The 19,103-nt window shown below is 71.8% G+C and carries 10 protein-coding genes; 6 read left to right on the top strand and 4 right to left on the bottom strand.

All coding sequences use genetic code 11. The features are described 5' to 3' along the window. Positions 1-132 precede the first annotated feature (132 nt). Both PINTE_RS01310 and purD read right to left on the bottom strand, forming a co-directional pair. The gene (locus PINTE_RS01310; protein ID WP_068425131.1) at positions 133-1,035 is read right to left on the bottom strand and encodes a phosphoribosylaminoimidazolesuccinocarboxamide synthase; all 903 of its coding nucleotides are present in this window, start codon (positions 1,033-1,035) and stop codon (positions 133-135) included. A 5-nt stretch (positions 1,036-1,040) separates the two neighbouring features. Continuing rightward, positions 1,041-2,342, bottom strand: a complete 1,302-nt coding sequence (gene purD / locus PINTE_RS01305; protein WP_068425128.1) for a phosphoribosylamine--glycine ligase — start codon at positions 2,340-2,342, stop codon at positions 1,041-1,043. 497 nt (positions 2,343-2,839) lie between these two features. Here purD and PINTE_RS01300 point away from each other — a divergent pair, with 497 nt between their 5' ends. After that, on the top strand, positions 2,840-3,844 hold the full coding sequence (locus PINTE_RS01300) for a helix-turn-helix transcriptional regulator (protein WP_068425125.1): 1,005 nt from the start codon (positions 2,840-2,842) through the stop codon (positions 3,842-3,844). A 433-nt stretch (positions 3,845-4,277) separates the two neighbouring features. After that, entirely contained in the window at positions 4,278-6,530 is a 2,253-nt protein-coding gene (locus PINTE_RS01295; protein WP_068425277.1) for a HelD family protein, read from the top strand. 136 nt (positions 6,531-6,666) lie between these two features. On the opposite strand, the gene lysS is transcribed toward PINTE_RS01295, so the two are convergent. Both lysS and PINTE_RS01285 read right to left on the bottom strand, forming a co-directional pair. Next, positions 6,667-8,457: a lysine--tRNA ligase gene (lysS, locus tag PINTE_RS01290; protein WP_068425122.1), complete on the bottom strand. Its 1,791-nt coding sequence runs from the start codon at positions 8,455-8,457 to the stop codon at positions 6,667-6,669. 2 nt (positions 8,458-8,459) lie between these two features. Beyond that, a complete protein-coding gene (locus tag PINTE_RS01285; RefSeq protein WP_068425119.1) occupies positions 8,460-9,749 on the bottom strand; it encodes an adenylosuccinate synthase in 1,290 nt (429 codons plus the stop codon). Between the two features lie 437 nt (positions 9,750-10,186). On the opposite strand from PINTE_RS01285, the gene PINTE_RS01280 reads away from it, so the two are divergent. The 4 genes from PINTE_RS01280 (at position 10,187) to PINTE_RS01270 (ending at position 19,052) form a co-directional block, all read left to right on the top strand. Beyond that, complete coding sequence (locus PINTE_RS01280; RefSeq protein ID WP_157087019.1) at positions 10,187-10,759, top strand: hypothetical protein; 573 nt, start codon at positions 10,187-10,189, stop codon at positions 10,757-10,759. A 206-nt stretch (positions 10,760-10,965) separates the two neighbouring features. Further along, positions 10,966-11,139, top strand: coding sequence for a hypothetical protein (locus tag PINTE_RS22480; protein ID WP_157087018.1), 174 nt, complete (start codon positions 10,966-10,968; stop codon positions 11,137-11,139). Between the two features lie 72 nt (positions 11,140-11,211). After that, positions 11,212-16,233 (top strand): 2-oxoacid:acceptor oxidoreductase family protein, encoded by a 5,022-nt coding sequence (locus PINTE_RS01275; protein WP_068425112.1) that lies wholly within the window; start codon positions 11,212-11,214, stop codon positions 16,231-16,233. Further along, a complete protein-coding gene (locus tag PINTE_RS01270) occupies positions 16,230-19,052 on the top strand; it encodes a sulfide/dihydroorotate dehydrogenase-like FAD/NAD-binding protein (protein ID WP_068425109.1) in 2,823 nt (940 codons plus the stop codon). Before PINTE_RS01275 ends, PINTE_RS01270 begins: the two co-directional genes overlap by 4 nt. The last annotated feature ends 51 nt before the right edge of the window (positions 19,053-19,103 follow it).

Below are 19,103 nucleotides of genomic sequence, written 5' to 3'. Positions count from 1 at the left end.
CGCTCGTCCGGCGGGCCGCTCTGCGGTTCGGGCACCTGGTCGCCCGGACCGCAGAGCGAGCGGTGTCGGGCTCTCGGCGCCCACAGTTCGCCGCCGAGCGGCCGCCGGGCCGTCGCCGGGCGGCCTACGCGCTCAGGCGAAGCGGCGGCCGGTCAGCGACTCGTAGGCGGCGACGTAGGTGTCGCGGGTGGCCTCGACGACGTGCTGCGGCAGCGCGGGCGGAGGCTGATCGCCGCGGCGGTCCCAGCCCGACTCCGGCGAGGTGAGCCAGTCGCGCACGAACTGCTTGTCGTACGAACGCTGCACGCGCCCCTCGACCCAGTCGGCGGCCGGCCAGAACCGGCTCGAGTCGGGGGTGAGCACCTCGTCGGCGAGCACGAGCGAGCCGTCGGGCTCGATGCCGAACTCCACCTTGGTGTCGGCGATGAGGATGCCGCGCTCGGCTGCGATCTCGTTGCCGCGCGCGAGGATCGCGGTCGTCAGCTTCCGCAGCCCGGAGGCGGTTCGCTCCCCGACCTGCGCCACCACCTGTGCGTACGTGATCGGCTCGTCGTGACTGCCGAGCGGCGCCTTCGTCGTCGGCGTGAAGATCGGCTCCGGCAGCCGCGACGCCTCCACGAGACCGCCCGGCAGGGCCACCCCGCACACCGACCCGCGCTCGACGTATTCCGCGAGCCCGCTGCCGGTCAGGTACGCCCGGCCGATGGCCTCGACCGGCACCATCTCCAAGCGGCGCACGAGCACGGCGCGGCCGGCGACCGCCTCCGGCACGTCGGTGGAGACGACGTGGTTGGGCACGAGGTCGGCCAGCCGCTCGAACCACCACAGCGACAGCTGCGTGAGGATCGCGCCCTTGTCGGGGATCTCGCTGTCGAGCACCCAGTCGTAGGCCGAGATGCGGTCGGACGCGACGAGCAGCAGCCGCGTGGGGTCGGATGCTCCGGTCGCGGGGTCGATCGGCGCGTAGAGGTCGCGCACCTTGCCGGAGTAGACGTGTTCGTAGCCGGGCAGGCTCGCGGCGGTCTCCTCGGTCATGCCACTCACCTCGCCGGCACCTGCACGTCGCCGCGGGCGGCGCGCAGGGCGATGTCGGTGCGGTACTGGCCGCCGCGCAGCTCGATGACGTCGAGTGCCGCGTAGGCGCGTTCCCGGGCCTCGTCGAGATCGTCGCCGGGGGCGACGACGGTGAGCACCCGCCCGCCGTGCGAGAGCAGGTCGCCGCCGTCGTCGCGGCGGGTGCCGGCGTGCAGCACGTACGCCGGCGCTGGCACGTGCTCGGTGCCGGTGATCGCGTCGCCGCGGCGCGGCCCCTGCGGGTAGCCGTTCGCGGCGAGCACCACCGTGACGCTGGAGTGCGAGTGCCAACCCGGCTCGCCGACCGCCTCGAGCGTGCCGGTCGCGGCGGCCATGAGCAGCGCCCCGAGCGGGCTACGCAGCCGGTCGAGCACCACCTGCGTTTCGGGATCGCCGAAGCGGGCGTTGAACTCGACGACCCGCAGGCCCCGGGAGGTCAGCGCGAGCCCGACGTAGAGCACGCCGGCGAACGAGGTGCCTCGGTGGGCCATCTCGCGCACCGTCGGCTCCGCGATACGGGTGAGGACGTCTCGCGCCAGCCCGTCCGGGATCCACGGCAGCGGCGAGTACGCGCCCATGCCACCGGTGTTCGGGCCCTCGTCACCGTCGAGCAGACGCTTGAAGTCCTGCGCGGGCGCCAGCGGTACGACGGTCTGACCGTCGGTGATGCAGAACAGCGAGATCTCGGGCCCGTCGAGGAACTCCTCGATGACGACCTGCGGGGCCGACTCGCCCGGGGAGACCGACCGCTCCAGACACTGCGCCGCGTGCGCCAACGCCTGGGCGCGGTTGTCGGTGACGACCACGCCCTTACCGGCGGCCAGCCCGTCGTCCTTGACGACGTACGGCGGCCCGAACGCGTCGAGCCCGTCCATGACCTCTTCGAGGGTGGCGCACACGTGGGAGCGGGCGGTCGGCACGTCGGCGGCGGCCATGACCTCCTTGGCGAAGGCCTTGCTGCCCTCGAGCCGGGCCGCCTCCCGCGACGGGCCGAAGCAGGCGATGCCGGCCGCGCGCACCGCGTCGGCGACCCCCGCCACCAGCGGCGCCTCCGGGCCGATGACGACCAGGTCGACACCGAGACGCCCCGCCAGCGCCGCGACCGCCGCGCCGTCGTCGATGCCCTCGGCCAGCTCGTGGCACCGCGCCTGCGCCGCGATGCCGGGATTGCCTGGCACCGCGTGGATCTGGGCGACGTCCGGGTCGCGCCCCAACGCGACGACGATGGCGTGCTCGCGGGCACCGGAACCGACGACGAGGACCTTCACGCGCCCTACCCTATTGGCCGGGAGCCGCAGACACGCGAAGCCCCCGGGAGACAGGGGGGACCCTCCCGGGGGCGACGCCTTCCGCGCCGGAAGTGCACAGGGGGACCGATACTCCCGACGCAGGCGCTGCCTCGCGCGATGGGACCACGCGCGAGCAGCTGTTGCTCACAATGGCAAACCACACCCCCCGAGGTAAAGAGGGGCGGCCAGGTTGTGGCGGGTTGCACTGTGGCCAGGGCTTCCCGAGCGGCGTCGGCGGCGTGCTGTGGGCTCAGCGGCGGCCGGCGAGTGCGTTTATCGAGCTATGGTGCCGCACCGGGCCGGACCCGGGGCCCTTCGGATAATTCGTCATACAAGTGAATATTCACTCGCGCCCCCGGCCTGCTCACCGGCTCCCCACAGCACTCCGACGGCTGCCTGTGGTGACGCCGAGTTCGCTACTGTGCCGGGCGAGTACATCGATCCGGGCCGCGAAATGGTCCACCGAGGAGGTTGACGTGACCAGGCCCGCACCGAGCGTCGACCCGGGCCTGCTCAGTCTGCCGCTGTCCGCCGCGCTGCCGCCCGGGACGACCACCGAGGTGTACCTGCTCGCCGTGCGGCACCCCGGCATCACCGAACGTGAGCTCGCCGAGTTCGGCTTCGAGGCCGACACGGTCTCCGCGGCGACGGCCGAGCTGCAGGGTCTCGGCCTGTTGCGCAGCACCGGGGCCGCGCAGTGGGAGGCGCTGCCGCCGGACATCACGTTGACCGCGCTGGCGGGGCAGCTCGAGACCCGGGCGGCGACGACCCGCGCGATCTCGGCCGAGTTGGCCCGCGTCTACCGCAACGCGCGGCAGAGCTCCGCGGAGGGCGGCGAGGGCATCGTCGTGCTCAACAACCTGCAGGAGCTGTACGACGCCTCCGAGCACGTCGTCTCGTCGGCCGAACACGAGGTCGTGTCCTTCCGGGAGGATTCGCCGCTCACCGCGCACCTGTTCGGGCGCGACCCCGCCTCCCACCGCGGCCGGTGGACCAACAGCCACGGCCGGCCGCTGCGGATGCGCGCCACGTACGACGCCTCCGTGCTCGACCTGCCCCGCGCCACCGACATCCTCACCGAGCGACGCCGCTCCGGGGAGGACTGCCGGTTCGCCCGCGGCCTCGCGTTCTCGGTCGTCGTCGCGGACACCTCCGCCGCGATCGTCGACCTCACCTCCTACGACAGCTCCGGGCAGGGCTGCCTGCTCGTGCACGACCGCCGGTTCGTGCTGGCCCTGTCGGGCCTGGCCGAGAGCGTCTGGCGGCTGGCCACCCCGATGGTCGACGACGGCGCCCTCAACCGGCAGACCCACCTCATCCTCAGCCTGCTCGCCGCCGGCGCCACCGACGCGACGATCGCCGCCCGCGTCGGCATCAGCCAGCGCACCGTCGAACGCAAGGTTCGCAGCCTCATGGAGCAGCTCGGCGCCGTCACCCGGTTCCAGGCCGGCGTGCAGGCCGTGCAGCGCGGCTGGCTCTGACTCCTCCGGGGCTGGGGCTGGGCTCCGGCGGCTGTCCGGCGGCCGAGCGCGTCCACCGAGTGAGACCGGGCACCGCGGGGCCCGCTCGCCCGCGACTCGTCGGGCACCGCGGGGCCCGGTCGCCCGCGACTCGTCGGGCGCCGCGGTCGACGGGGTGCACCTATCGACCGGCACCGGCTCCGGGTGCGTAAACTTGGACCTTCCCCTGTGACGGGCGCCGCGCGCCCACACGCGGGGAGGCGGTGTCGACCCGGCCACGGACGCCCGGCGCGCGGGCGGCCACGGACGCGCAGGACACCCCACCACCCGAGCACCGACGAGCGACGCGACGACGACAGGGCAGATGCGCGATTCGAGCGAAGCAGTGACGAGCAGGCACCACGGTCACCCCGGCGACCGCGACGCGCCCGACGAACCCGGCTCCGGAGCCGACATGGAGGCGGTGCTGGCCCGGGAGTTGGCGGCGGAGCAGGCGCACGTCGACCGGGTGTACGCGGAACTCGACAAGGCGCGGGTGCGGGCGGCGCTCATCGAGGCCGACGGCCTGTCGCGGGGGCGCACCGACCGCACCGGCGACGTGCGTGACGAGGAGATCACCGGCCTGTTCGAACGCGACGCGCTCGTCTACACGGCGGGCCGGCGCCAGAGCACGCTCGACCGTCAGCACGAGGGCCTCGTCTTCGGGCGTCTCGACATCGACCACGACTCCGGGCGCGATTTGAACCGTGACTCGGATCCCGCCGAGCGCCGCGAGGCCCGCTACATCGGGCGGCTCGGGGTGCGCGACGACGACTACGAGCCGCTGGTCATCGACTGGCGCGCGCCCGCCGCCTCCCCCTTCTACCGCGCGACGCCGGTGCAACCGATGGGGGTGCTGCGCCGCCGCGTGCTGCGCTGCCGCGGCGAGCGCGTCATCGGGGTCGAGGACGATCTGCTCGCGCCGGAGGCCCCCGACGACCTCGTCATCCTCGGAGACGGTGCGTTGTTGGCCGCGCTGACCCGCAGCCGCACCGGCCGCATGCGCGACATCGTCGCGACGATCCAGGCCGACCAGGACGAGGCGATCCGCGCCTCGGCGCGCGGGGTCACGCTCATCACGGGCGGCCCCGGCACCGGCAAGACCGTCGTCGCGCTGCACCGGGCCGCGTACCTGCTGTACTCCGACCGGAGGCGGTTCGAGTCCGGCGGCATCCTCGTCGTCGGCCCGTCGGCCGCGTACACCGCGTACATCGAGCGGGTGCTGCCCTCCCTCGGTGAGGAGTCGGTGACGCTGCGCTCGCTCGGCGACGTGCTCGACGTCGCCACCGCGACCCGTCTCGACCCGCCGGCCGTCGCGGCGATCAAGGGGTCGGTGCGGATCCGGCGGGTGCTGGCGCGGGCGGCGCGCGACGAGATCCCCGGCGGCCCGGCGGAACTGCGCGCGATGGTGCGGGGCCGGGCGGTGCGCCTGCGGCGCCGGGAGTTGGAGCGCGCACGCGCGCAGGTGTTGCGTCGACACACCCGCAACCACTCGCGGGCCGCGATGCTCGCCGCGCTGGGGCAGGCCGCGTGGCGCCAGGTGCGCCCCGCGCAGCCGGAGCCCGGCGAGAGCGAGGAGTTCATCGCGACGTTCGAGGACCACCGCGACGTCGACGCCTTTCTCGACCGCTGGTGGCGGCCGGTCGATCCGCGCGAGGTGGTGCTCTGGCTCGCCGATCCCGAGCGGGCTCAGCGCTACGCCGCGGGGGTGCTCGACGAGGAGGAGGCCGAGGCGCTGTCGGCCTCGATGCGCACGGCGCTGGCGACCGGCACGTGGTCGGTGGCCGACGTCGCCCTCATCGACGATCTGTCTCCCCGCGTCGGGCTCGTGCCGGAGGCCGAGCGCGAGCGCGGCTTCTACCAGATCGAGGAGATCGACGAGGCGTTCGGGTCGGCGGTGGCCTCCGGGCAGCTGCGGGGCGCCGCGGACGAGCCGGTCAACCACGCGGCGCTGGGCCGGCGCGACCGCCGGCCCCCGGCCGACCCGGCGCAAGCCCGGGAACGGTTGCTGTACGGCCGCATCGAATCGCCCGGCGAGTACGCGCACGTGCTCGTCGACGAGGCGCAGGATCTGTCTCCGATGCAGTGGCGAATGGTCGGGCGGCGCGGCCGGTGGGCCTCCTGGACCGTCGTCGGCGACGCCGCGCAGGCCTCCTGGCCGGACGCCGCGGAGGCGGTCGCGGCCCGCGACGAGGCGTTCGGCTCGCACCCGCGGCAGGCGTTCCACATGGACACGAACTACCGCAACGCCCGGGAGATCTTCGAGCACGCGGCGCTGGTGATCCGTGCGGCGATGCCCGACGCCGACATCCCCCGCGCCGTGCGCGAGACGGGCGTGGAGCCGGTCGACCGCGCCGTCTCCGGCTCCGATGTGGAGGCCGAGGTCGCTGCGGCCGCAACGGAACTGCTCGACCAGGTGGACGGGGTGGTGGCGGTCATCGCCCCGGCCCGCTGGGCGAGCCAGGCCGCCTCCGCCCGGGAGCGCCTCGGTGAGCGCGCCGAGCAGGTGACGGTCGTCGACCCGATGTCGACCAAGGGCCTGGAGTACGACGCGACGATCGTGCTCGACCCCGACGAGATCGTCGCCGAATCCCCCGGCGGCCCGCGCATCCTCTACGTCGTGCTCACCCGAGCCGCCCACCGCATGCACGTCCTGCGCCCCACCTGACAACCCCCAAATACCGGCCGAAGGCTGCCCTTTCGGTCGAGGGCTCGTACTGCAACCCTAGCCATCGGCCGAAAGAGCAGCCTTCGGCCAAGTGGTGGGGGCGCCGAACGCGAGGGCGAGCGCGATCGCCGCTCGGTTAGCCGGTGATGAGGCGGCGGACGCGGTCGGGGCCGACGCACAGCAGGAGCGTCGGCAGCCGCGGGCCGGTGTCGGAGTCGACGAGGAGCCGGTACAGCAGCTTGAACAGGTCGCGCTGGGCCTTCTTGACCTCCGGCGGCAGCTTCTTCTCGCCGATGTCGAACCCGGCCTGCAGTTTGGGGATGCCGTAGGTCAGGGTCGTCAGCCCGTCGAGGGTCCAGTCGTCGAGCAGCCGCGCCGCGAGCAGCTCGAGGGCCTCCCGCTGCGCCGGCTCCAGGGAGTCCAGCAGGTGCCGGTTCGGCTCCCGGCGCACCCGGGTGCGCTCGGACGGGTCGAGCTGGGTGCGCACCCATTGACTCGCGCAGTCGAGCCGGGGGCGCACGTCGTCGAGGCTGCGCACGGGCCCGTCGAGGTCGAAGCCCTCGAGGATCCGCAGCGTCTGCTCGGGGTGCCCGCCGGTGATGTCGATGATCGAGGTCAGCGCCCGATACGGCACCGGCTTGGGCGTCAGCGTCAGTTCCCGGGAGGCGGTGCGCACGCTGCGGGAGTACGCGGCCAGGTCGCCGGGCTGGGCCGTGTCGCCGGCCACCTTGCGCCCGAGCGCGTCCCACTCGTCGTACAGCCGCAGCAGCTCGGCGTCGAAACTCACCGTGAACGACTGGTTCGGCCGCCGCCGCACGTACAGCCAGCGCAGCACCGGCGGCTCCAGCAGCACGAGCGCGTCGGCCGGCGTCGGCACCCCGCCCTTGGACGAGCTCATCTTCGCCATGCCGGCGATCCCGACGAAGGCGTACATCGGCCCGATCGGCTGCCGCCCGCCGAAGATCTCCTGCACGAGCTGCCCGCCGACGACGAACGAGGAGCCGGGCGACTGGTGGTCGACGCCGGAGGGCTCGAAGTCGACACCCTCGTACGCCCAGCGCATCGGCCAGTCGACCTTCCACACGAGCTTGCCGTGGAAGTCGCGGTCCAGGTGCATCGTCTCGGTGACCTGCTGCCCGCCCGGGCCGGTCGCCAGGTACGTCAGCTCGGTGGTCTCGTCGTCGTAGCTGACGACCTGCGTGGAGTCGGTGCCGAACGTCGTGCTGTACGGGCGGAACGGGAAGTAGCCGCCGGTGCCCGACCCGTCGTCCTCGCCGGCCGCGCCCGAGCCCTCCTCCGCGAGCTCGGCCGCCTGCGCGCTCGCCGCGTCGAGAACCTCCTTCGCGCCGCGCTTGCCCTGCCCCCCGCGCGCCGGAGCCGGTTCGGTCACCCGGGTGCGGTACCGCCCGAGCACCGCGTCGATCCGGTCGCGCTCGCGCATCGCGTGCAGCACCTGCTCGCGGTAGGCGCCGGAGGTGTATTGGTCGGTCTGAGAGATGCCGCGATAGGTGACGCCGAGCATCTCCAGCGCCGCCTTCATGACGGCCTTGAAGTGCTCGGCCCAGTTCGGGTAGCCGGAGCCGTGCGGCGGGGGCACGCTGGTCAGCGGCTTGCCGATGTGCTCGTTCCACGACTCGTCGACGCCCTCGACCGCTTCCGGCACCTTGCGGAACCGGTCGTAGTCGTCCCAGCTGATGATGTGCTCGACCGCGATGCCGCGGCGCGCGATCTCGTCGGCGACGAAGTGCGGCACCATCACCTCACGCAGGTTGCCCAGGTGGATCGGGCCGCTCGGGCTCAGCCCCGACGCGCACACGATCGGGCGTGTCAACGCCCCGCCCTGCCGGGCCGTGGCCTCCGCGACGACCTCGTCGGCCAGCCGCGTGACCCAATCCTGCTCCGATGCCGATGCGTTCGGCTCGCTCACACTCACTCCCCCGTCAACGGGTACCGCTGGATGATCTCGTCGCGGCCCGGACCGACTCCGATCGCGGAGATGCGGGCCCCGATCTGCTCCTCGACGAACAGCACGTACTCCTGGCAGCGCGGCGGCAGCTCCTCGAACGTGCGGCAGTCGCTGATGTCCTCGCACCACCCGGGCAGGTACTCGTAGATCGGCCGCGCGTGGTGGAAGTCGCTCTGACTGGTCGGCATCTCGTCGACCCGCTCGCCGTTGATGTCGTACGCCACGCACACCGGGATCTGCTCGAACGTGTCGAGGTTGTCGAGTTTGGTCATGACGAAGTCGGAGACCCCGTTGATCCGGGCGGCGTAGCGGCCGATGACGACGTCGAGCCAGCCCACGCGCCGCGGGCGCCCGGTCGTCGTGCCGAACTCCTGACCCAGCTCGCGGAGCCGGTCACCCACCTCGTCGTGCAACTCGGTGGGGAACGGGCCCTCGCCCACGCGCGTGGTGAATGCCTTGAGCACCGCGATGACGCGGTCGATGCGGGTCGGCGGCAGACCGGCTCCGGTGCAGGCACCGCCGGAGGTGGCGTTCGAGCTGGTCACGTACGGGTAGGTGCCGTGGTCGACGTCGAGCAGCGTGGCCTGACCCGCCTCGCACAGCACGGTCTTGCCGGCGTCGAGCGCGCGGCTGATCTCCAGCGAGGTGTCGGTGACCATCGGCGCGAGCCGGTCGGCGTAGGAGAGCAGCTCCTCGACCACGCGGTCGGCCTCGATCGCGCGGCGGTTGTAGATCTTGGCGAGCACCTGGTTCTTGAAGTCGAGGGCCGCGCCGACCTTCTGGCGCAGGATCGACTCGTCGTACAGGTCCTGCACGCGGATGCCGACGCGCGACATCTTGTCGGCGTACGTCGGACCGATGCCGCGGCCGGTGGTGCCGATCTTGCGGCTGCCGAGAAACCGCTCGGCGACCTTGTCGAGCACCGTGTTGTACGGCGGGATGATGTGCGCGTTGGCGCTGACCCGCAGCAGCGAGGTGTCGACCCCGCGCCGGTCGAGGTCGTCGAGCTCGGTGAACAGCACCGACAGGTCGATGACGACGCCGTTGGCGATGACCGGCGTGACCCCCGGCGTGAGGATGCCGCTGGGCAGCAGGTGCAGCGCGTACTTCTCGTCGCCGATGACCACGGTGTGACCGGCGTTGTTGCCGCCGTTGAACTTCACGACGTAGTCGATCCGGTCGCCGAGCAGGTCCGTCGCCTTGCCCTTGCCCTCGTCGCCCCACTGGGCACCGACCAGCACGATCGCCGGCATCCGGGCCACCCTCTTTCGCTGTCGTCGTCTCCGCCCCGCCGCGTACGCGCGTCGCAGGGCAGCCTCCGGGCCGACGGCAAGCCTATCGGGTCGCCCCGCGCCCCCGCCCGGCCGCCGAACCCGCCCACCCTCCATGCACCCCCGCGCACCCTCCGCGCACCCTCCGCGCACCCTCCGCGCACCCTCCGCCCGCCCTCCGCCCGCCCTCCGCCCGCCCTCCGTGAGAACTGCGTGTCGTGGTCGCGCCTGCGGTTCGTGCCGCAGTCCTCGTAGCTGACACGCAGTTCTCACGGTCGTTGACGGAGCGAATTGGCTTGTCAGTTGGACGGATTGCTCATCCCGGAGGCGGCGCGGCCGATGGGTCCGCCAGAAGCCGCGCGCCCGCGGCCGCACGCGACCGGCCCGTGCCCGGCGGCCGGAGGCAGGACCAGGACCTCGTGTCGATGACCCCGGACCGGCTGGCCGACAAGCCCTTCACCCGTCTCCTGGAGGTACCGCCCGGAGTCGGTACCCGCCGCGGCCTCGCGCTGGCCGCCGTCGTCGTCGCCGGGGCCCTGCTCATCGCGGCCTGCGGCACCGAGGCGTCGACGTCGTCGGCGCCCACCACCGCGGCCACCTCCGCGACATCGAGCCCGGCGAGCCCAACGAGCCCGAGTAGCCCGAGTAGCCCGACGACCCCGTCGAACCCGGGCGGCTCGACGAGCGGCACCGGCGGGCAGGAGACAGCGAGCGAGGCGCTGCCGACCAACGGGGGCGAGTACGGCCACACCCTGCTCGCGGCGGTGCGCGGCGGTTACGACGACCGCGTCGCGACGATGGCCACCCCCGCGGTGGTCCGGCAGCTGCGCGGCCTCGACCTGCCGAACGGGCTCATGCTCACGACGTGCGAAGACCACCTGTGCAGCTGGAGCAACGAGTCCGGCGACCGCGTGACGATGACCTTCGACGCGGCCAAGCTGAGCGCCGGCGCCCAGCAGGCGGTCACCGCCGTGAAGGTCGCCACCGCCTGAACGCCTGAACGCCTGAGCGCCGGAACCACGAACGGCACTCACAACGCTCCGATGCCACTTTCCACAAACCCCGCACGCGGGTGACCGACGCCACGCAAAATTGGTCATGTCCATAGCGAGGAGCGAGGACAGACGTCGCCGACGCGACAACCGTGACCCGACGGTGTCTGCCACCGCTTCCGATCGTCCCCGGATCGGAGGCAGCAATGACTGTTGAGCCCAACCAGCCCCACGACGCCCAGCCGCAGGCGAACACGCCGGCGGACGAGGTCGAGCAGGGTCGCGAGGCGACGTCAGAGCTCCCCTTCGACAACGCCGAGTTCGGCACGTCGGGATTCTTCCCGCACCCCGACTCGGCCGTCGAGCCTGACGCCACGTAAGGCCGCACTGCGTCGACCCGGGTCGCGGTGGCTGCGCGGCCCACCTGGACAACGTTGTCCGCCGGAGCCGTCATGAACACCGTCGCCAAGAACGCCGTCAACCCGCGCTACCCAGGTATCCCGTCCGTCATCAACGGGAACGGCGCCGTCGCGCACGTGATGAGTCACGTCTGCGGAGGTGTCATCGGATACCCGATCACCCCGTCCACCGAGATCTCCGAGCTCTACGAAGCGGCGCGCGCCGAAGGCGGCGTCAACGTCTGGGGCAAACACTCCTTCTTCTTCGAGCCCGAGGGCGAGCACTCCGCCCAGAGCGGCGCGCTGGGCGCGGCGCTGACCGGCGGCCAGTTCATCTCCAACGCCTCCTCCAGCCAGGGCATCCTCTACGCGATGGAGTCGCACTACGTCACGGTCGGCAAGAAGATCGGCGGCTTCGTGCTGCAGGTCGCCGCGCGCGTCGTGTCCAAGCACTCCCTCAACGTCATGGCCGGCCACGACGACATCTACGCCCTGCTCTCCTCGGGCTACACGATCCTGTTCGGGTCCAACCCGCAGGAGGCGGCCGACCTCGCCGCGATCTCCTACCGCGTCTCCTCCCTGTCGCTCATCCCCGTCGCCAACGCGATGGACGGGTTCGCGACGAGCCACATGCTGTGCGAGGCCCGCCTCCCGGAGCCGGACCTGCTGCGCGACTACCTCGGCGACCCCGCCGGACGCATCGAGTGCCCGACGCTGGCCCAGGAGATGCTGTTCGGCGCCAAGGGCCGCGTCTTCCAGCTGCAGGGCTACCTGACCCGGCACGCCCGCGACATCGAGGCCGACGACATCTCCGCGCTGCGCGCGTTCCTCGCCGCCCGCGCCGACGACGTCGAAAAGGACAACGACGGCGAGCTCGTCGGGGCCACCCTCGCCTGGATCCCGCAGCAGCTGCACGGCCAGTGGCGCCGGCAGTGGCTCGGCGCGTGGCAGCAGGGCACCCGCCAGCTCGTGCCCGCGCTCGTCGACGTCGACAACCCCGGCCTGACCGGCCCGGTGCAGAACCAGCCCGACTTCCAGGCCGGCTCGGTCGACCACCGCACCCACTTCGCCTCCGCCGTGCCCGCGCTCGTGCGCCAGGCGATGGCGGAGTACTCCGAACTCACCGGCCGCAGCTACTCCCCCGTGCACACCTACGAGTGCGACGACGCCGACGTCGTCTTCGTCGGCCTCGGGTCGGTGGGCGACGACGTGCGGGCCGTGCTGCCCTACCTGCGCGACCAGGGCATCAGGTGCGGGCTCATCAGCATCAAGCTGCTGCAGCCCTTCCCGGAGGCGGAGGTCGTGGCGGCCCTGGCCGGCAAGTCCTGCGTCACGGTGCTCGAACGCTCCGACCAGACCGCGCTGACGACGCTCGTCACCGGCGCCCTGTTCAAGGCCCAGCAGAACGTCGACGCGCAGCGGCACGCGGGCATCCCCGCGCTGAGCGCCGACCAGGTGCCGACGCTGACGACCGCGATCTTCGGTCTCGGCGGGCACGACCTGCAGCCGCGGCACCTCATCGCGGCGGCCACGGCGATGACGCGGCCGGCACCGGCTCCGCTGGTGTACCTCGGCTCGCAGTTCTTCGACAAGGACCCGGACCCGCACATGGCGGAGGTGCAGCAGCGGCTGCGCACCGCCTACCCCGAGACCGAGCTGATGGCCCTGGAGACGCAGGACAACCCGGTGCTGCTGCCGCCCGAGGCGATGCGCATCCGGTTCCACTCGGTCGGCGGCTACGGCACGATCGCCACCGGCAAGCTGCTCACCGACATCCTCGCCGGGGTGCTCGGCATGCGCAGCAAGTCGGCGCCGAAGTACGGCTCGGAGAAGTCGGGGGCGCCGACGAACTACTACATCACGCTCAGCCCCGACGAGATCCTGCAGACGAACGCGGAGCTCGAAGAGGTCGAGGTCGTCATCTCCCCCGACCACAAGGCGTTCATCCACGCCAACCCGCTCAAGGGCCTCGCGCCGGGCGGCACGTTCATCCTGCAGTCGAGCCTGTCGCCGGCCGAGCTGTGGCGCGACCTGCCGCGGTCGGCGCGGCGCACGATCGTCGACAAGAAGATCCGGTTCTTCGTCGTCGACGCCTTCAAGGTCGCCAAGGCGCACGCACCGTCTCCCGACCTGGAGACCCGCATGATGGGCATCGCGTTCATCGGCGCCGTCGCCGCGCACGTCGACCGGGTCGTCTCCGGCGCCTCGCGCGAGCAGATCCTCGAGCGGGTGCGCAAGCAGATCGACAAGAAGTTCGGCCGTAAGGGCGCGAACGTCGTCGAGAGCAACATGGCGGTCATCATGGACGGCATCGACGCGACCCAGCTCGTCGACTACGAGTCCGAAGAGCTCGCCGAGATCGCCGAGCAGCCCGCGCGCCAGCCGCTGCTCACCGTCGCGCTGTCGGCCTCGATGTGCCCGAGCACCCGCGCCGAGCGCACCAGCGGCCTGTTCGACCCGGCCTACTACGAGGACGTCATGGCCCGCCCGTTCCGGGAGGGCACGATCGGCGAGGCCCCGGTGCTGCCGGGAGCCGGTCTGTTCATCCCCGCGGGCACGGCCGCCGGCAAGGACAAGGGCATGTTCCGGCGCACCGTGCCGGAGTTCAACCCCGCGATCTGCACCGGCTGCATGGACTGCGCGCTCGTGTGCCCGGACGCGGCGATCCCCAACACCGTGCACGAGATCCACGACCTCATCCTCGTGGCGATCGACCGCATCGACGCGACCCCCGGCCAGCGCGACGACCTGCGGCGCGAGGTCTACGGCATCGCCGAACGCACCCGCGAGGCGCTGCGGGCGCGCGAGGCCAAGCCGTTCCACGAGATCGTCGCCGGCGCGGCCGGGCACGTCACCCGCGACGAGATGCTCGCGCAGACCTTCGACAAGGTCGTCGCCCAGCTGGCCACCTTCCCGGTGGCGCGCACCCGGCCGTTCTTCGACTCGGTGGAGAAGGAGGAGCCCGGAGGCGGTGGCCTGTTCTCGGCGACCATCGACCCGTGGAAGTGCACGGGCTGCCTGGAGTGCGTCGACGCCTGCGGCCCCGGCGCGCTGACCTCGCTCGACCAGGACGACGCCGTGCTCGACACCCTGCAGCAGCGGTTCGCGTTCATGACCGCCGCCCCGAACACCCCGGAGCGCTTCACCGAGGGGTCCGACACCCCCGAGGGCGACATCAAGCGGCTGCTGCTCGACCACGACACGTTCTGGGCCACGACCGGTGGTCACGGCGGCTGCCGCGGTTGCGGCGAGGTCACCGCGATCCGCCTCGTCATGGCGACCAGCCACGCGCTCGGCGACAAGCACCGGCGCCAGCACATCAAGGACCTGACCAGCCTCATCGACAAGCTCTACGCCAAGGCCGACACCGTCTCCGAGGAGAGCCGCAAGACCCGCATCGGCGAGGCCATCAAGACCTTGGAGCACCGGCTCTACCTGCAGGAGGGCGGCCCGACGGGCAACGGCCCGGCGTCGACGATCATCGCCAACGCCACCGGCTGCTCCAGCGTGTACGCCTCGACGATGCCGTACAACCCGTACGTCGACCCGTGGGTCAACAGCCTGTTCCAGGACGCGCAGCCGCTGGCCAAGGGCATCTTCGAGGGCACCGCCTCGCAGACGACCGCCGACGTGCGGGCGCTGCGCGTGGCCGAACTCGAGCTGAGCGACGCCTACAACCCCGACGTGCACGACCGCGAGCTGGCGATGCTCGGCTGGGGTCAGTTCAGCAAGTCCGAACTGGAGCTGCTGCCGACGATCATGACGATCGGCGGCGACGGCGCCTCCTACGACATCGGCTTCGGCGCGATGTCGCGGGTGCTCGCCAGCGAGACCCCGATCAAGGTCATGGTGCTCAACTCCGGGGTGTACTCCAACACCGGCGGCCAGGCCTCCACCGCGAGCCTGACCAGCCAGGATTCGGACCTGTCCCGGCACGGCGCCGCCCACGACGGCAAGCACGAGTCCCGCAAGGAGCTCGGCCTGCTCGCCTCGTTCCACCCGGGCGTCTACGTGTGCGCGACGAGCACGGCGATCCAGGGCCACTTCCTGCGGCACGCGATGGAGTTCCTGCAGTACACCGACGGCCCGAGCGTGCTCGACGTCTACACCCCGTGCGGCTCCGAGCACGGCATCCCCGAGGACGCCTCGGCCCGCCGCGCCCGCCTGGCCGTCGAGAGCCGGATGAACCCGGTGTTCGTGCACGACCCGCGGCGCGGATCGACGCTGCACCAGTGGTTCAGCCTCGAGGGCAACCCCGACGTCGAGAAGACGTGGACCACCCAGGACCTCGCCTACCGCGACGAGGCCGGCGACATCCAGCTGCTGACGACGCCGCTGACTCCGGCGGAGTTCGCGCTCGGGGAGACCCGGTTCCGCAAGCAGTTCCAGCGGCTCGCCCCCGACCTGGAGGCGGTGGCGCTGCCGATCGACGAGTACATCGAGCTGCCGCGCGAGCAGCGGGCCACGCGGGTGCCGTTCGTCTACGCCACCGACGACGACCAGCGCCTCATCAAGGTGCGCTGCTCGAGCCAGATCGTCGCGCTCGTGCGCGACCGCAAGCGGTACTGGCAGATGCTGCAGTACCTCTCCGGCACGCACGAGGCGCAGCTCGACGCGCTGCACAAGAGCGACCTGGCCGACCTGCAGAGCCGGTACGAGACGGCGATGCGCGACCGGGAGAACTCCATCGACGAGATCGCGCGGGCGATGAGCTCGCTCGCCTCCTCGAGCCAGGCCCCCGTCTCCCTCGGCGCGTCGATCCCGGTGCGGCCGGCGGGCGCGGTGCCCTCGGCCGGGCTCGCGGCGGCTCCGGCGAGCGAGCCGGCCGCGGCCACCGCCGTGGCCGACCGGCCGATCTACCTGGCGGAGAACGACGTTCCGAAGTGCAACGACTGCGGCACCTGCTACCAGGAGCTGCCGCAGTTCTTCGAGTCGACGACGATGGTCATCGACGGCGCCCCGCAGCGGGTGGCCCGGATGATCCCCGGCGCGCTCGAGACCGTTCCCATCACCCCCGAGCTCGAGAAGCGCATGGACCGGGTGAAGAAGACCTGCGACGCGGAGATCATCCAATGACCGACACCAACCGCCTCGGCGAATGGCTGCAGGCCAGCGAGCAACTCGAGACCACCCAGTCGCGGGTGGACGTGCTCGAGCACACCGAAGAGGTCGAGACCTTCAACTCCCAACTCGACCTGCTCAAGCGGCGGCTCATCAGCGAGCCGACCGCCTTCCGGCAGATGTTCATCGACGACGGCGTCGCGGCGGTCATGTGGGAGTTCTCCCAGCCCGACCTGAGCCCCGAATTCGCCAAGCAGATGTGGCAGGTGCTGCTGCGCGGCGACGACGCGAGCCGGGTGCTCATGCGGTACGTGTGGGCGCTGCCGCTGAAGGGCAAGCGCTCGTTCATCCGGGCGCTCGACGCGCACCTGTCCGACCGGTACCCGATGTTCGCCGGCCTGTCGAAGGACTGGCCGGCGGGCAACTCGATCCCGCCGCACATCCGCACCCCCGAGCAGCGCTCGCACGACTTCGGTCTCGTCAACGAGGGCTACCTCGGCTACATGAACGAGGGGTTCACCCGCACCGAGGTCGACCTGCTCGTGTGGCTCGAGGCGCTGCGCGACAAGCAGTGCGAGGAGAAGCCGTGCGAGGTCGGGGTGCACATCGCCGGCCGGCCGCAGCCCAAGGGCGGCTGCCCGGTGAAGATCCACATCCCGAAGGTGCTCGAGCTCGTCGGCACCGGCAAGTTCCACGAGGCGATGGAGCTCATCGAGAGCTGCAACCCGCTGCCGGACGTCACCGGCCGCGTGTGCCCGCAGGAGCTGCAGTGCCAGGGCGTGTGCATCCAGAACAAGATGCCGATCAACATCGGCCAGCTCGAGTGGTTCCTGCCCGAGCGCGAGAAGCTCGTCAACCCGAACGCCGACGAGCGGCGGTTCGCGGGGCGGCGCGACCCGTGGACGGCCGCCACTCGGCCTCCGATCGCGATCATTGGGTCGGGGCCGTCGGGACTCATCAACGCCTACCTGCTGGCGGCGGAGGGCTTCCCCGTCACGGTCTTCGAGGCGTTCCACGCGCTCGGCGGGGTGCTGCGCTACGGCATCCCGGAGTTCCGGCTCCCGAACGACCTCATCGACGACGTCGTCGGCAAGATCAAGCTGCTCGGCGGCCGGTTCGTGCCGAACTTCGTCGTCGGCAAGACCGCGACGATCGAGGAGCTGCGGGCCAACGGGTTCGCGCGGGTCTTCGTCGGCACCGGCGCGGGGCTGCCGAAGTTCATGGACGTGCCCGGTGAGCACTACCTCAACGTCATGTCGGCGAACGAGTTCCTCACCCGCGTCAACCTCATGCAGGGGCTGCGGGAGGACTACGAGACGCCACTGCCGGAGACCGCGGGCAAGGAGGTGCTCGTCATCGGCGGCGGCAACACGGCGATGGACGCCGCCCGCACCGCCCGGCGCCTCGGCGGGCACGTGACGATCGTCTACCGCCGCACGAAGTCCGAGATGCCCGCCCGCGTCGAAGAACTCGAGCACGCCCTCGAGGAGGGCATCGACCTGCTCGTGCTGCGCTCCCCGCAGGAGTTCCTCGGCGACGAGGCGACCGGCTTCGTCTCCGCGGCGACGCTCGACGTCATGGAACTCGGGGAGCCGGACGCCTCCGGGCGGCGGCGGCCGGTCGCGACCGGGACGACCGAGGTCATGAAGGCCGACCTGGTCATCATGGCGCTGGGCAACGCGTCGAACCCGATCATCAAGGACTCGATGCCCAAGCTGCACACGACCAAGTGGGGCACGATCGACCTCGAACAGCTGGGCTCGCAGGAGACCTCGGTCGAGGGCGTGTACTCCGGCGGCGACGCGGCCCGGGGCGGCTCGACGGCGATCAACGCGGCCGGAGACGGTCAGGCCGCGGCCCGCGAGATCATCGGGCACCTCGACCTGCCGGCGGCGGAGATCCGCGAGATGGTGGCGCGCGCCAAGGACTACACCGAGCGGGCCGCGACCTCGCAGGTCATCCTCGCCAAGCGGCACCTGGCCGACGGCATCGAGGAGGTCACCGTGCACTCCCCGGTCATCGCGGCGGCGGCCAAGGCGGGCCAGTTCGTGCGCGTGCTCCCCTGGGAGGACGGCGAACTCATCCCGCTGACGCTGGCCGACTGGGACGTCGAGAAGGGCACGATCTGCCTGGTCATCCAGGGAGTCGGCACGAGCAGCATCGAGATGAACAACATGAGCGTCGGCGACTCCTTCGCCGGCATCGCCGGGCCCCTCGGGCGCCCCAGCGACATCACGGTGTACCCGCCGGACCAGACGGTGGTGTTCACCGCGGGCGGGCTCGGGCTGCCTCCGGTGTACCCGATCGCGCGGGCGCACCTGCAGGCCGGCAACCACGTGACGCTCATCGCCGGGTTCCGCAGCGCCGACGTGCTGTTCTGGACCGAGGAGGGCGAGCGGGTCGAGGGGCTCAAGGCGGAGTTCGGCGACCGGCTCGACGTCGCGTACGCGACGAACGACGGCACGTTCGGCGTCAAGGGCTTCGTGACGACACCGCTGGAGTCGATGCTCGAGGCGTCCGCCGCCGGCACCGGGCGCCAGGTCGCCGAGGTCGTCACGATCGGCCCGCCGCTGATGATGCGCGCGGTGGCCGACCTGTCTCGCCGCTACGGCGTGCACACGGTGGCCAGCCTCAACTCGATCATGGTCGACGCCACAGGAATGTGTGGAGCCTGCATGGTGCCGGTCGTCATCGACGGCAAGAACATCCGCAAGCACGCCTGCATCGACGGCCCGGAGATCGACGCGCACATCATCGACTGGGACAAGTTCCTGCCCCGGTTCGGGCAGTTCAAGTCCCAGGAGAAGGCCAGCCGCGTGCGCCACGGCCTCTGAGGGCTCCCCGCCACGACGCCGCAGCGATGAGCGCAGGGACACGCCGGTGAT

This window comes from Piscicoccus intestinalis NBRC 104926, from assembly GCF_001515525.1.
Classification (GTDB): domain Bacteria; phylum Actinomycetota; class Actinomycetes; order Actinomycetales; family Dermatophilaceae; genus Kineosphaera; species Kineosphaera intestinalis.
Note: the sequence above shows the minus strand (reverse complement) of the source record. Positions and strands in the feature narration are given on the sequence as shown.